A 13,802-nucleotide genomic window follows, 5' to 3' on the forward strand; every position below is an offset into this window, starting at 1 on the left:
AGGATGAGCTTCACTTCAGAACAATTCCGCTCTGCCGGTATCAGGAGCGGGCTGCAAAGGTAGCTAGCTGTTGCTGGATGCGCAACAGATAGCGCTTTTTTAGGTAATAGGTGCGGATTTGTTGCAGCGCGGCCGGGCGGTGGTCGGCGGGGAGCTGCTCATAGCCAGCGAGAACGGGTTCGATGCCGGCGTCGAGGGTGTCGGCCAACGCCTGCACTTCGGCGGCCACGTTGGCCTGGGCGGCGGCGTCGGGGGCCATTTCCAGTTCCATTAGCTGCTCGTTCAGGTCCATCATGTCCATCAGGAAATCGGGCGGGAGCTGCTCCTGCTTGCCTTCCTCGAGCAGGCCGTGCTGGCGCAGGAGGTAGGCCATGCGCTGGTCGGGGTCGGAGAGGGTGCGGTAGGCGTCGGTGTTGAGAGTGGCCTGGCGTAGCATCTCGGCCTGGTTTTCGGACGACGACGTGGCGTGAAAATCCGGGTGTGTTTCGCGGCTTTTGGCGTAGTAGAGGCGCTTGAGGGCGGCCTCATTGGGCCGGAAAGACTCTGGAAGGCCGTAGAAATCGAAGTAATTGAGGGCAGCGGGCATGAGGCGAAGGTAACGGCGCAGGGGCGCGCTGGTGGTTTTACCGCCAAACAAAGGAGAGGGTTGGGGCGCGCCCGCTGCGCAATTTCCAGATTGTCCTTTCGGGAGCGGGCGGCACTTCGGCGACTGAACGGGGACTGCGCCTTGGTATGAATTGCCGCCACATTCGCTAAAAGACCCGCTTAAGCGTGTTTTTCAACCACCGCAATTGGTGCGGACGAGAACGCCACGGCTGGGGCCGCAAATAATTTTTTGGTGGCCGGCCACACTTCGCCAAACAATGCCGATTTGCGGTACCCGTTGAGGGCTGCGTCGTCGTCCCAATGGCTGTAGGTGCAGTATACGGCTGGGTTTTCCGCGTCCTGCCACAGTTCCAGGTGCTGGCAGCCGGGCTGCTGCCGAATGCGGTGCTTGGTGGCGTGGAAAAGCTGTAAAAAAGCCGGCACTTGCTCCTGAGCAAACGTCATGCGGACAACGCGGATGAGCATCGCGGGAAAGGTTGTTGAAACGGCGAAAATAAAAGCCCCGGCGCCACACCTGCGGCTGCCGGGGCTTTGGGCGCAGCCGCGTAGCGGCCCGACGCGACTACTCGCGCACCAGGCGCAGGCGCTGGGGCAGGCCGTCGGGGCCCGTGACGGTGAGCAGGTAAACGCCCGGCGCGGCACTGCCGAGCGCCTTGCTGAGCAAATCCTGCAACTCCGCCCGGGGCGCAGCGGTCGTAACCAATAGATTGCGGCCCAATACGTTGCTTAGCGAGAGGCGCAGCGGCGCGTCGGGCGGTGCCAGCGCGCCACCGAGCAGCTGCAGGGCTTCGCCCCGGCTGGGGTTGGGCACCACCGCGTAGGGGCTGCCCGCACCCGCCACGTACGCCACGGCGCTGAAGCGGTGGCTGCCGTCGGTGTCGCGCTGCCTGAGGCGGTAGAAAGCGCTGGAAGCGGCGTCATGGTCGTTGTAGCCGTAAGTAGCCGGGCGGTTCCCGCCTTGCGCGGCCACCGTTGCCACTTGGTGGAAGGTCTGGCCATCGGCCGACTTTTCCACGTCGAAACCGGCATTGTGCTGTTCCAGCGCCGTGGTCCAGGTCAGGCGCACGGTGCCGGGGCCGGTGCGCTGCGCCGCAAATTGCGTCAGCGTGACTGGCAGAGGGGTGAGGCCGTTGCCCAAGGCAAACAGCGGGAACGAACTCACGCCGCTGAGCGTGGCCGCCAACGGCCCCGCGCCGCTCACCGCGGCCCGGCCCAATTCTGCCCAGGTGCTGCCGGGGGTGCCGGCGTTGCCATACAAACTGGCTTGGGCAGGCACGAAGCTGGCGTTTTGGTCGGGGGCGTTGAACTGGACGCTCACGCTCACCACCGGGCCCGCCGCCAGGGCCGGCGTGGCCTCCCAGGTGCGGTTCACGAATTCGGCCTGCCGGGCATAGGGCGCCCCGGTGCGGCCATTGGCCAGCAGCCCGCTGAAGGTGCGCACCTGAAACGTGGTGCCGACGCCCGAATTAGCCAGTGTGAGTGGGGTATAAGAGGCCGCCGTGCCCACTGGGAACAGCACGGCCGCCCCGCCCGTGGGCACGGGCCGCGCCACGTAGCCGCCACTGGCGGCCACGTCGGGAGTTATCACGTAGCGGCTGGCGTCGGCGCCGCTGAGGGTGGCGCTGCCACTCAGGGCCAACGAGTTATTGTCCACCACCATATGCCCGGCCGTGAAAGTAAGGGCGTCGCTCAAACTCACCGGGCTGAGCAGCCGCACGTTGGCTGGGTTGCTGACGGTGAGGCGGTTGAGGGCCAGTGCCGCGCCGCTGCCACTGCTCAGCGTCTGCTCGGTGCTGCCGTTCAGCTCCAGCGTGCCGGAGCCCGTGATGGCACCGGCGGCCACCACGTTGCCGCTCACCTGCCAGGTGGTGCCGGCGGCCAGGGCGAGGCTGGCGCCGCTTTCGATGGTGAGGTTATGAGCCGCCAGCGTGCCGGCGCCAAGCTGCGGGGCGAAGCTGGTGCCGGCCGGAATCAGCACGTCGGTGCTGGCGGTGGGCTGCACGCCGTTTTCCCAGTTGCGGCAGTCGGTGGGGTCGGCTGAGGCGTCGTTGCTCGTCCAGATGGCCACCTGATTGGTGGGCAACGTGGCGGTGAGGGTGTTCACGGCCGCGGGGGCGGTATAGCTCGCTTTCACGTAGGCCCGCTGGCCGGCAACGGTGGCGCTGGTGTTTCGGATTTTCAGGGCTAGCCAGCCGGTGGTGCTTGGGGTGTAGGTGCCCGTGGCCGCGGCGGTGCCGGTGGCGCTGCTCAGCAGGTTGCCCCGCAGGTCGTACACGCCCACGGCCAGCGTCCGGGTGTTGGTGCCGGCGTTTTCGGGGTAGAGGGTGTACGTGACGGGCTGGCCGGCCTGGGCGTAAATTTTGCCGGCCAGGCGGGTGTTGGTGGAGTTGCTGGGCAGCGCGCCGCCCTGGCCCAGGCCCCCGCAGTGGAGGTCGCCGAGGTCGTCGGCCATTTCCCATTCCTGGGTCGTGAGGGCCGCGTGGGCGGGAGCGTAGGCCGAATTGTCCTGGCCCACCGGGGCCCACACCGAGTAGCCGCGGCGGCCCAGCAACGCCGTGCCGTTGCACGGCGGCGTGTTGATGCGCACGCGCTGGTCGGCCGGCACGGTGTAGGTGTAGTTGCCGTTGGCGCCGGAGTAGTCCTTGAGCACGGTGCCGGGCGCGAAGTCGGAATCGACGTAGTGTTCCTGCCAGTTGTTGTAGCTGTCGTTGATGCCGATGATGGCCTTGGCGCCGCGCTCGATGACGAGGTGGTCGGGCGACTGGTAGCGCACGCGGTAGGCACCGTCCTTGAAATGCAGGTTCTGGTGGCACCAGAGCAGGTTCACGAGGTCGTCGCGGGTGGGCAGGTCGGCGGTGGAAACGGGCAGGTGCGTCCAGCGCTTGCCGGTGCCGCCGATGTTAAACAGGTCCTCGAAGTAGATGTGCGGGTTGCCGTCCACGGCGAAAGCAACGGCGTAGGCCGCCGACAGGCGCGGGTCGAACGGGTCGATGTGGGCCGCCAACTCGTCGCTCGTGTTCCAGCCGGTGTAGTTGCCGTTGGCGTCGAGCTGCGGGCGGAAGGTGTCGTGGTTGTTCACGAAGGGCGCCGTGCGGTGCACGTAGGTGTTCGAGCCGGCGTAGTAGGCCACGCGCTGGTCCTGCTGCTGGTTGGGAATTTGGCCCAAGTCGTAGCCGCCGCCCGAACTCACCATGTTGTAAATCGCGCCGCGCAGGCTAAAATCGAAGGTGCCCATCAGGAAATCCTGGCCGCCGTTCTGGCCCTTCACGCTCGTCACGTAGGCGTCGAGGTCCGTTTTGCCGCCCACGTATTCGCCCACGTTGAACATGGTTTCGCCCGCGCTGGCCCAGTCGGCGTTGTACTTCAGGTTGTAGCTCAAATCCTGCTGGGCGTTGTAGCTGAAATGCTTCACCGCGTCCCAGCGGAAGCCGTCGACGCCGGTTTGCTTTTTCATCCACACTACCCAGTTGCGGGCCTGGGTTTGGCTGTAGCCCGCGGTTTGGCTGGGGTTGTAGGCGCCGGGGTATAGGGCCAGGTAGGCGGGGCTGAGGGGGCCGTAGCCGTCGGAGCCGCCGTCGTTGCCGTAGCAAAAGTCGGGGCCGAAGTAGGGCGCGGTCATATCCATGCCAGTGTCGTTGTGGCCCAGGTGCGGGTGGAAGTTGGCGTAGTTCTTGGGCCAGCGGCCCTGGCGGGCGGCGTAGGCGGCGCCGTTGTCGCCGGCCTCGGGCAGGGGCGTGGCAAAGGAGCTGTACCGGAAGGTCTTGTAGCCGCTGTTGGTGGCCATGGAGTAGGTGGGCTCGGGGTCTTGGCCGGCCGCGCCGGTGGTGGTGCCCGCGCCGTCGGTGTGGTTCAGCACCACGTCCTGAATCACCTCGATGCCGTTGGCGTGCAGCACGGCCACCAGGCGCAGCAACTCGTCTTTCGAGCCAAAGCGGGTGCGCACGTCGCCCTTCTGGTATTTGTCGCCCAGGTCGTAGGGGTCGAAAGGGGAGTAGCCCACGTCGTTGGTGGCGTTCTTGTTCTTGGGCGTGGGCGGAATCCAGACCGCGTCGATGCCCAGGCTTTTGAGGCGCGGGGCCAGCTCAGTGAGGTAGTCGGCCCACTTGAAGCGGTAGTTGCCGTTGTAATAATCCCACCAAAAAGCTTGCAGCACCACGCGTTTCACGGTGGTTTGGGCGGCGGCCGGGAACTGGCCGAGCAGGGCCAGCAGCCACAGCGCCACCAAGGCGTAACATTTTCTCATATAGTAACCAGGGAGTTGGGAGGGAACACAAATTTACAGATACCTGCCCGGATGCAAATCCTGTAAAAAACACCGCTGGCACCCCATCACAAAGGATTGCGGGAGGCCGAAACCGGCGGATGCCCGGGCGGGCCATTTGGAGCATCGCACCCGTTTAACCAACTCTGGCGCTCCGCCGGCCGTAAACGAAGCAAATGCCTCCTTCCACCTTAGAACTCTTTTGTTTATGAAAGTTTCCGTTTTCCGGCCCGCCGCTGTGGCGTGCCTGTTGTCCTTGGCCGGTGGCCTGTCGTTGAGCAGCTGCAACAGCGAACCCAAAGCCACCGACGCCGACAAAACCGCCACCGTAGTGGACAGCGAAACCAACGCCGCCTCGGATAGCGCCGCTACCACCGTGCGGGCCGATAGCTCCGCCATGGGTACCGACTCCACGATGGCCAAGTAGCCTTTGCATTAGGTTAGCCAACGGCCCCGCTGCCTCGCCAAGTGCGTTGCGGCGGGGCCGTTAGGTTTCTACACGGCTCAGGTTGCTCGGTTTTTTCAGTCCTTTTGAGTCTATCTACAGCGACTATTGCGTAATGGCTTGAAAAAATAACATGATTCCAACTCCGGCATGAATAGTTCGTACAGATGCCCGGCCGTGTCCCTTGCCTTCACCAAACACCTCAATCATTTTTCATCCTTATATGAAATACCCTGCTTCCCGCTCACTGCCTTTGTCCAAGCTGCTGACTGCCGCCCTCGCGAGTAGCCTGCTTCTGAGCAGCTGCAACAGCAAAACCACCGAAACCGAAACCACTACCGCCGCCGGCACTTCGGCCGATAGCACCGGCGCCACCGCCCCCGATAGCGCCGCCACAGCTGGCACCCCCGGCGCCGTGAAGCCCACCATGGCCAAGCCCGCCTGGGGCCCCAACCTCAAGCCCGAGATGCAGGCCGTGATTGAACAGTTCATGAGCTTCAAAAACAAGCCCCTGCCCGAGCTCACCGCCGCCCAGGCCCGCAAGCAGCCCAGCGCCGCCGACGCGGCCATGAAGCAGATGCGCCTGAGCAACGTCCCGGCGCCGCCCCTGAACTGCGACACCGTGACCAAAACCCTGATGCCCGGCGTGAAAGCCCGCATCTACACGCCCAAGGGGGGCACGGCTCCGTTTCCGGTTATCGTGTATTACCACGGCGGTGGTTGGGTCATTGCCACCAACGACACCTACGCCGCTTCGGCCCAGGCCCTGTGCGAGCAGGTGGGCGCCGTGGTGGTGTCGGTGGAATACCGCAAAGCGCCGGAGCACAAGTTTCCCGCCGCGCACGACGACGCTTTTGCCGCATACCAGTACGTGCTGAAAAACGCCGCCAGCATGAAAGGCGACCCCAATAAAGTGGCCGTGGTGGGCGAAAGCGCCGGCGGCAACCTGGCCTGCAACGTGAGCATCATGGCCCGCGATAAGAAGGTGGCCTTGCCCAAGTACCAGGTGCTGGTGTACCCCATTGCCGGTTCCGACACCAATACGCCCTCTTACCAGGCCAACACCGAAACCGCCCCGCTCAATAAGGGCGGCATGGAGTGGTTCTTCAAAAACTACCAGCGCACCCAGGCCGATTTGAAGGACCCGCGCATCAACCTGGTGGCCGCCAACCTGAAAGGACTGGAACCCACCACCATCATCGCCGCCGATTACGACCCGCTCACGAGCGAGGGCAAAACCTTGTCCGATAAGCTTTCGGCCGCCGGCGTGAAAACCAATTACAAAAAGTACGACGGCACGACGCACGAATTCTTCGGCATGGCTGCCGTGGTACCCGAAGCCAAAGACGCACAAAACGTAGCCGTGAGCGACCTGAAAAGTGCCCTGAAGTAAAGGCCTCCGCAGTCTTAGCTGACATTAGAACGTCCTGCTGAGCGCAGGCGACGCAGTTCTGCCGCACTAGTAATTATTTACTTGCGCGGTGGAGCTGCGTCGCCTGCGCTCAGCAGGACGTTCTTTTTTGTGCTTGCCTGACCGTAAAAGCACTACTCCGCCGGGAAGCGCACGTCTACCTGCGAGTCGAAATGCAGGCCGAGCAGCTCGGAGGCGTTGCCTTGGCAAATGCCCAGGCACAGGCAGTCCTGGCTGTTGAACACGGCCACGGCCTCGCCGGGAGGGGCCGCCGAGAAGTGCGGGTGCACCTCGCGCACCACGTCGCGGCCGAAATGCACGGCAAAGGGCCGGCCGTGGCCCACGGCTTCTACCGCGGTGCGGGAAATGTTGGTAATCAGGTTGCCGTAGTGGTCCACGTGCGCCACGTGGCCCGTGATGCGGTGGTCCTGCAGGCGCAGCTGGCGGTTGTTGAGCTGGTGAAAACCCGTCACGACGGGGCCCAGCGAGGTCAGGGCTTCGCCGTGAGCAAGGGCCACGGCGGCGGGTAGCAGCACATCGCGGGTGGGCGAGGCCGTGACGGCCGCGGGCAGGGCCACCAGCTCCTCGGGCGCGCTGTTGGTGAGCAAGGCCAGAATGCCGTTGTCGCCGGCCACGAAAAAGTGGCCCTGGAAGCGGGCGGCCTGCCAGCCCGGCTCGGGGCCCGCGCCGTGGTCGTCGACGCCGATGACGTGCACCGTGCCCGCCGGAAAGTCGCGAAACACGGCTTGGAGAACGTGAACGGCGTGCGCGATGTTAAAAGGTTCGACGCCGTGGCTGATGTCCACCACGGGCGTCGCCGGGGCCAATTGCAGAAGTCGCGCTTTCAGCGCCGCCACGTAATGGTCGCGGTAGCCAAAATCGGTCAGCAACGTAATCAATCCCATGCCTGCGTTCGGTAGTTTTTCGTAGTATTGTTCGTCCGCCCGAACCGGGGCAAAAGTAGCCGGTTTGTGCGGAAAGGCTTGTTTCTTTTTTGGCTGTTCCCCCGCCTTCTTTTCCCCACTTCCCATCCTTGGTCGAAAAAATCATCACCCTCGAAAACATGTCCCTGGTCGATTTCCTCGGCCCCGACAATCAGAATATCCGTCAGTTAGCCGCTGCTTTCCCTGGTTCTAAAATCATCAGCCGCGGCAACGAAATCAAGATTCAGGGCCAGCCGGCGGTCATCTCCCGCATCAACGATTTGTTGTCGTCGCTCATCGAGCACTACCATCAGTACGGCCAAATCACCGACAAAACCGTCAACCAGTACCTTTCCGCTACTTCCGAAGAGGCCGAGGGCCGGGTGCTGGCCGCCTCGCCCGACGTCATCCTGTTCGGCGCCAAAGGCGGCGTCATCAAGGCCAAAACGCCCAACCAGCAAAAGCTGGTCGATACCGTGATGGCACATGATTTGACCTTCACCCTGGGCCCGGCCGGCACCGGCAAAACCTACATTTCGGTGGCGCTGGCGGTGCGCGCGCTCAAAAACAAGGAGGTCAAGAAAATCATCATCTCGCGCCCCGTGGTGGAGGCCGGCGAAAGCCTCGGTTTCCTGCCCGGCGACATGAAGGAGAAGGTGGACCCCTACTTGCGCCCGATTTACGACGCCCTGGAGGACATGATTCCGGCTGAAAAGCTGAAATTCTACCAGGAAAATAAAATCATTGAAATCGCGCCGCTGGCCTACATGCGCGGCCGCACCCTGAACAACGCCTTCGTGCTGCTCGACGAGGCCCAGAACACCACGCCCTCGCAGCTGAAGATGTTTTTGACGCGCATGGGTCCCACCGCTAAGGTGATGGTGAACGGCGACCGCAGCCAGATTGACCTGCCCACCCGCCAGAAATCGGGCCTGTTGCAGGCCCTCGACATTCTGAAGAGCGTGCCCGGCATTGGCTACGTCGAGATGACGTCGGAGGACGTGGTGCGCCACCGCTTGGTGAAGGAAATCGTGGAAGCCTACGACCGGTACGATACCGAGGAAACCACCCGCCAGGCCCAGCAAAACGGCGCCGCGCGTCGGGACGAGCGCCACGAGCGCCGCCTCCGCGAGCAGGGCCTGCTGGACGCCGCACAGCCTGCTGCGGACTCCGAGACGGAACTGCCCGTCAACCACGAGCAGGCGCTGTAGTTTCGCAGTAATATGCTGTCATCCTGAGCGCAGGGAAGGACCTCATCACGTCAGAACAATTGGTTCAAACGTGATGAGGTCCTTCCCTGCGCTCAGGATGACGGTTTTTAATCACACCCATCAACACTGCCATGCCCGCCACCGCCTACCGCATCACCGACCTGCGCGACCTCGATGCCGCTTTCACCATCCGCGAACAAGTGTTTCAGCAGGAGCAGGGGGTGCCGGCCGCCAAGGAACACGACGTGCACGACCGCACCGACGCCCGCCACTACCTGGCCCGGGCCGCCGATGGCACGCCCGCCGGTGCCGCCCGCTGGCGCGAAACCGAACACGGCGTGAAGCTGGAGCGCTTTGCCGTGCTGGCTGATTTTCGCAACCAGGAGATTGGCGCTGCGCTGCTGCACGCCGTGCTGGCCGATGTGCAGGCTGAGCTGCCCGATGCTGAAGTTTATTTGAACGCCCAACTGCGGGCCGTGCCATTCTACGAGCGCCACGGCTTCCGAATGGAAGGCGATATGTTTGAGGAAGCCAATATCCAGCACTACAAAATGGTGCTGTAGGGCAAACTCACGACGGCGTCGGCGCTACAGCAAGGCCGGGCGCTGCGTGATTTCGTGGTAGCAAATGTGGGCCTGGCTGAAGTAGTGGAACACCATGCTTTTGCGCGTCTGGGCCTTATCGAGGTGGGGCTCGCCGCCGTGCATCAGGTTGGCATGCCACACAAAGACGTCGCCCTTGCGGGCCAGAAAAACCTGCTTGGGCAGGCCGGCTTCGGCAATTTTCTGGTTGATATAGGCTTCGTATTGGGTGTACTCCTTGTCGCCGATAAGCCAGGCGGTGCCTTCGTTCTGGTAGTCGGCGTTGAGGTAGTAGGGGAGCTTATGGCTGCCGGGGTAGTAGTGCAGCGGGCCATTGCCGGGCGTGATGTCTTCGAGCGCCACCCAGGCCGCCGCCATGCCCCCCAGCGGAAACGTGCTCATGTGGATGCTGTCGGAGTGGGTGCGCTGCTCGCTGCCGGTGAGGAAGTTGATGCTCTGAAACAGATTGGTTTCATGGCCCAGCAAAGCGGCCACCAGGCTGCGCAAGGCACCTTCGCCCGCCTCCCGGATGCATGCCGATTGCCGAAAGGCGAACATGAACTTATTGCGGTAGCGCTGGCTGATTTGCCCGGTTTCGATGAGCCGGGCCAAATCGGCGTTGATGCCGTCCACGGCTTCGGCGCTGAAAAAGCCCGGCAGCACCGCAAAGCCGTTTTCCTCAAACGCCAGCAGGCTGGCCTGGCTGGCCGCCGGCAGGCCCCGGAAGGCGGGCGTGGCCGCCAGTCGCTCGGCCAAAGGCGGCACGGGTGGCAGGCCCGCATCGGGCGCCAAGTGCCGAAAGTCGCGGCTGCTGATGGGGGAGAAGTACTGCTTGTTGAGCCCCAGCTTTTGGTACAGCGGCACGTTGTGGCGCAGCCGGCGGGGCTGAAACATGTTGTAGGCGGCGTAGCTGAGCTTGAGGCGGCGCAGAAAGGAAAGCATGGCAGGAGGGAATTGCCCGCCCAAATTACGACCGCCGCCAGCCCCACGGAAGGGGCGCTTGGGCAGTATCGGGGCAAAGTCCTACATTGCCAACTTAATACGCTCTCTTTTTCTGCCACGAATGATTACCTGGGCCACGTTCCCGTTCGTCCGCTACACGCCGGCGCTGATTGGCGGCATCGTGGCCTACCTCTACCTCGGCGACGCCTGGCCGGAGCTGTGGCCCGAGGCAGCGGGGCTGGCGGGCGTAACTATGCTGCTCATTGCCTGGGCCATACGTAGGCGCCGGCCTGCGGCCACCGATGCGGCCGGGCTGGTGGCGCTGCTGGCCGTTTTCCTGTTTGGGGCCGCCCTCACGCAGCGCGCCACCGAAAGCCGACGGGCCGACCACCTCTTCCGGTTCGACAACCGCATGGACTGCTACCAGGCCGTGGTGGACGAGGCTACCGTGGTGCGCGCCGCCACCTTTGCCACCACGCTGCGGGTGCAGGCCGTGCGGGTGGGCGGGCGCTGGCGCCGGGCCACGGGCGGCGTGCGGGTGTCGCTGCCCCGGGTGGCGGGCATTGCCCAGCCGCGCTACGGCGAGGTGTGGCTCATTCGCGGCCACCCCGACCCCAGCAAGCCCCCGCTAAACCCCGGCGAGTTCGACTACCGCCAATACCTGGCCTACCGGCAGGTATACCATCAGCAATACATCCACCCCGACCAGTACCGGGTGCTGCGCACGTCCCCGCCCAATAGGCTGGTGTACTGGAGCATGGTTTGCGCCGAAAAGCTGGACGGCGTTTTTCGGCAGTACATCAAGGCCAAGCGCGAATACGCCATTGCTTCGGCGCTGGTGCTGGGCATCAAGGACGACGTGGACGCCACCACCAAGCAGGCGTATAGCAGCACGGGCACGTCGCACATCATGGCCGTGAGCGGCTTGCAGGTGGGGCTGCTGTACCTGGCGCTCTCGTGGCTCCTGCAAAAACTGTTCGGGCGGGTGCCGGGCTTCCGGCTGTGGTCGGCACTGCTGGGGCTGGCCGTCATCTGGAGTTATGCTTTTGTCACGGGGCTGTCGGCGTCGGTGCTGCGGGCCACGGTCATGTTTACGTTCCTCATCATCGGGCGGGCCTGGGGGCGGCAAAGCTCCATTTTCAATACGCTGGCCGTGGCAGCGTTTTTCCTGCTGCTCTGGAATCCGTTTTTGGTGGCCGACGTGGGCTTTCAGCTGTCGTTTCTGGCGGTGCTCAGCATCGTGTACATCCAGCCGCGCATTGCCCGCTGGCTCGACGTAGAAGGCTATTTCTACGCCCGGCGGCGCCCGTGGCAGCCCCGGGCTGTGCAGTGGGTCTGGAAATGGACCGGAGTGGGCCTGGACAAGGTGTGGCAGGCCGTGGCGCTGTCGTTAGCGGCGCAGGTGGCCACGTTTGCGTTGGGGCTGTATTATTTCCACCAATTCCCGTTCAGCTTTCTGTTTTCCAACTTGGTGGCCGTGCCCATTTCGAGCGCGGCCGTGTATGTGGGGTTGGCGTTGCTGGCCGTGAAAGGGCTTGTGGCCTGGCCCAGCCTCTGGTTTCCATCCACGGCCAAGTACCTGGACTGGGCACCCAGCAGCGTGGCCTGGCTATTTGAGAAAATGGTGTGGGTGTTCAACGAATACATCTTTCTCATTAGCCGTTACTTTTCTGGCTGGGTGGTGCGCGAAATCCACGTTTCGGCCCTGCAGACGGTGCTCATCTTTGGCCTCATCGGCACGTTCCTGGCCTGGCTCAACACCCGCCACCTGAGCTGGCTGCGCGGCATGGCCCTGCTGCTGCTGGGCTACGCGGGCAGCCGCATGGCCGAAGCCCGCGCCGTGGCCCCCACCGAGGAATTCATCGTGTACAGCATTCCGCGCCGCTCGGCGGTGGGCTTCTGGCAGGGCGCGGCGGCCGAGTTCGTCACCCCCGATTCGGTGCCGCTCAACGAAACCGAGCGCACCTACCGCCTGCTGCCGGGCATCATTCGCAAAGCGGCCCGCCGCACGCACTACAGCGTGGGCTGGCGCGGCACCACCGTGCCCGTGCGCCGCCTGGCCGATGCCGACAGCGCCAAAGCTGCCTTGTACTGGAAGCCCGGCCCCGTGCTGCTGGCCCAATGGCGCGGCCTGCGCATCGGGTTTGTGTCGAACCGCATTTCTTCGGCCACCCAACCGGCGCCGGTCGACGTGTTGGTGCTGCGCCGCAATGCCCGCGTGCAGCCCGAAACCCTGGCCGCCGTGTTTGGCACCAACGCGCGCGTGGTGTTCGATTCCAGCTGCAAAATCTGGTACGTGGCCCGGCAGGACTCGCTGCTGCGCGCCCGCGGCTTTCGCACCTGGGACGTGACGGCGCAGGGGGCTTTCCAGTGCGCGCCGCTGCGGTAGCCGCCCGCGCAGGCAACCCAAGCGGCAATCCCGTCCGAGTTGCCTCTGATTCGGCGTTCGTCCAGTTTGCCAGGGCATTGGGTAAGGCCGGGCACGGGTTTGGTCGAGCGCGGCCGACCAAGTGCGTCTTTTTTCCGTTAATTGCTCTGGTGATGCCACCTTTCCCCGGCGGTTGGCATCATGGTTACACCCATCCGCCCGCGCCAACCCCGCCCTCATGGAAGACCTGCTCACTCCCGAACTCGAAGCCCTCCGCTACATCCGCTACGAAGCCCAGGACCGCATCGGCTACATCACCCTCAACCGGCCCGACAAGCGCAACGCCCTGAACGCCGACGTGGTGACCGAGCTAAAGCAAGCCTTCGAGTTTGCCGAAAACGACGAAACCGTGAAGGTCATCGTGCTGCGCGCGGCCGGCGACGTGTTCTGCGCGGGCGCCGATTTGGCCTACATTCAGGACTTGCAGGGCTTTGGCTACACCGACAACCTGGAAGACTCCACGCACCTCATGCAGCTCTTCCACCAGATTTACACCCTCAAAAAGGTGGTGATAGGGCAGGTGCAGGGCCACGCGCTGGCCGGGGGCTGTGGGCTGGCCGCCATCTGCGACCTCACGTTTGCCGTGCCCGAAGCCAAGTTTGGCTACACCGAAGTGAAAATCGGCTTTTTGCCGGCCATCGTGAGCGTGTTCCTGGTGCGCAAAATCGGCGAAGCTCGCACCAAACAGCTCCTGCTCACGGGCGATGTCGTGCCGGCCCAGGCCGCCCTCGACATGGGCCTCATCACCTTCATGGTGCCCAAAGCGGAGCTGGCCGAAACCGTGAGAATCTACGCCCAGCGCCTCTGCCGCGAAAACTCGGCCCAGAGCATGGAGGTAACCAAAGAAATGCTGGCTCGCCTGCCCGAGATGGACCTCGAAGAAGGCCTTCGGTACGCCGCCCAGCGCAACGCCGAAGCCCGCGGCTCGGACGACTGCCGCCGCGGCATTGCGGCCTTCCTCAGCAAAGAAAAAATCGGCTGGTAATGGTTTAGT

11 protein-coding genes are annotated in these 13,802 nt (G+C 63.9%); 6 read left to right on the forward strand and 5 right to left on the reverse strand.

Annotation, left to right across the window (positions count from 1 at the left end):
- Nucleotides 1–40: 40 nt before the first annotated feature.
- The 3 genes from IC234_RS10825 to IC234_RS10835 all read right to left on the reverse strand — a co-directional run bounded on the left by IC234_RS10825 (nucleotide 41) and on the right by IC234_RS10835 (nucleotide 4,849).
- Nucleotides 41–586 (reverse strand): iron-sulfur cluster co-chaperone HscB C-terminal domain-containing protein, encoded by a 546-nt coding sequence (locus tag IC234_RS10825; protein WP_190924361.1) that lies wholly within the window; start codon nucleotides 584–586, stop codon nucleotides 41–43.
- A 179-nt stretch (nucleotides 587–765) separates the two neighbouring features.
- The gene (locus tag IC234_RS10830; protein WP_190924363.1) at nucleotides 766–1,071 is read right to left on the reverse strand and encodes a putative quinol monooxygenase; all 306 of its coding nucleotides are present in this window, start codon (nucleotides 1,069–1,071) and stop codon (nucleotides 766–768) included.
- 97 nt (nucleotides 1,072–1,168) lie between these two features.
- On the reverse strand, nucleotides 1,169–4,849 hold the full coding sequence (locus IC234_RS10835) for an alpha-amylase domain-containing protein (protein WP_190924365.1): 3,681 nt from the start codon (nucleotides 4,847–4,849) through the stop codon (nucleotides 1,169–1,171).
- Between the two features lie 226 nt (nucleotides 4,850–5,075).
- On the opposite strand from IC234_RS10835, the gene IC234_RS10840 reads away from it, so the two are divergent.
- Together IC234_RS10840 and IC234_RS10845 are read left to right on the forward strand one after the other, a co-directional pair.
- Nucleotides 5,076–5,294: a hypothetical protein gene (locus IC234_RS10840; protein ID WP_190924367.1), complete on the forward strand. Its 219-nt coding sequence runs from the start codon at nucleotides 5,076–5,078 to the stop codon at nucleotides 5,292–5,294.
- Nucleotides 5,295–5,565: 271 nt separating this feature from the next.
- Entirely contained in the window at nucleotides 5,566–6,705 is a 1,140-nt protein-coding gene (locus IC234_RS10845; protein ID WP_223827607.1) for an alpha/beta hydrolase, read from the forward strand.
- Between the two features lie 152 nt (nucleotides 6,706–6,857).
- Here IC234_RS10845 and IC234_RS10850 read toward each other — a convergent pair whose 3' ends face one another.
- A complete protein-coding gene (locus IC234_RS10850; RefSeq protein ID WP_190924371.1) occupies nucleotides 6,858–7,628 on the reverse strand; it encodes an SAM hydrolase/SAM-dependent halogenase family protein in 771 nt (256 codons plus the stop codon).
- A gap of 128 nt (nucleotides 7,629–7,756) precedes the next feature.
- Here IC234_RS10850 and IC234_RS10855 point away from each other — a divergent pair, with 128 nt between their 5' ends.
- Nucleotides 7,757–8,857: a PhoH family protein gene (locus IC234_RS10855; RefSeq protein WP_190924373.1), complete on the forward strand. Its 1,101-nt coding sequence runs from the start codon at nucleotides 7,757–7,759 to the stop codon at nucleotides 8,855–8,857.
- Nucleotides 8,858–8,988: 131 nt separating this feature from the next.
- Complete coding sequence (locus IC234_RS10860; protein ID WP_190924375.1) at nucleotides 8,989–9,420, forward strand: GNAT family N-acetyltransferase; 432 nt, start codon at nucleotides 8,989–8,991, stop codon at nucleotides 9,418–9,420.
- Nucleotides 9,421–9,444: 24 nt separating this feature from the next.
- Here IC234_RS10860 and IC234_RS10865 read toward each other — a convergent pair whose 3' ends face one another.
- Nucleotides 9,445–10,380 carry a phytanoyl-CoA dioxygenase family protein gene (locus tag IC234_RS10865; RefSeq protein WP_190924377.1) on the reverse strand — a complete coding sequence of 312 codons (936 nt, stop codon included), beginning with the start codon at nucleotides 10,378–10,380 and terminating at the stop codon, nucleotides 9,445–9,447.
- A 121-nt stretch (nucleotides 10,381–10,501) separates the two neighbouring features.
- Here IC234_RS10865 and IC234_RS10870 point away from each other — a divergent pair, with 121 nt between their 5' ends.
- Together IC234_RS10870 and IC234_RS10875 are read left to right on the forward strand one after the other, a co-directional pair.
- Entirely contained in the window at nucleotides 10,502–12,769 is a 2,268-nt protein-coding gene (locus IC234_RS10870) for a ComEC/Rec2 family competence protein (RefSeq protein WP_190924379.1), read from the forward strand.
- A 217-nt stretch (nucleotides 12,770–12,986) separates the two neighbouring features.
- A complete protein-coding gene (locus IC234_RS10875; RefSeq protein WP_190924380.1) occupies nucleotides 12,987–13,793 on the forward strand; it encodes an enoyl-CoA hydratase/isomerase family protein in 807 nt (268 codons plus the stop codon).
- The last annotated feature ends 9 nt before the right edge of the window (nucleotides 13,794–13,802 follow it).

The organism is Hymenobacter armeniacus (assembly GCF_014699055.1).
GTDB lineage: Bacteria > Bacteroidota > Bacteroidia > Cytophagales > Hymenobacteraceae > Hymenobacter > Hymenobacter armeniacus.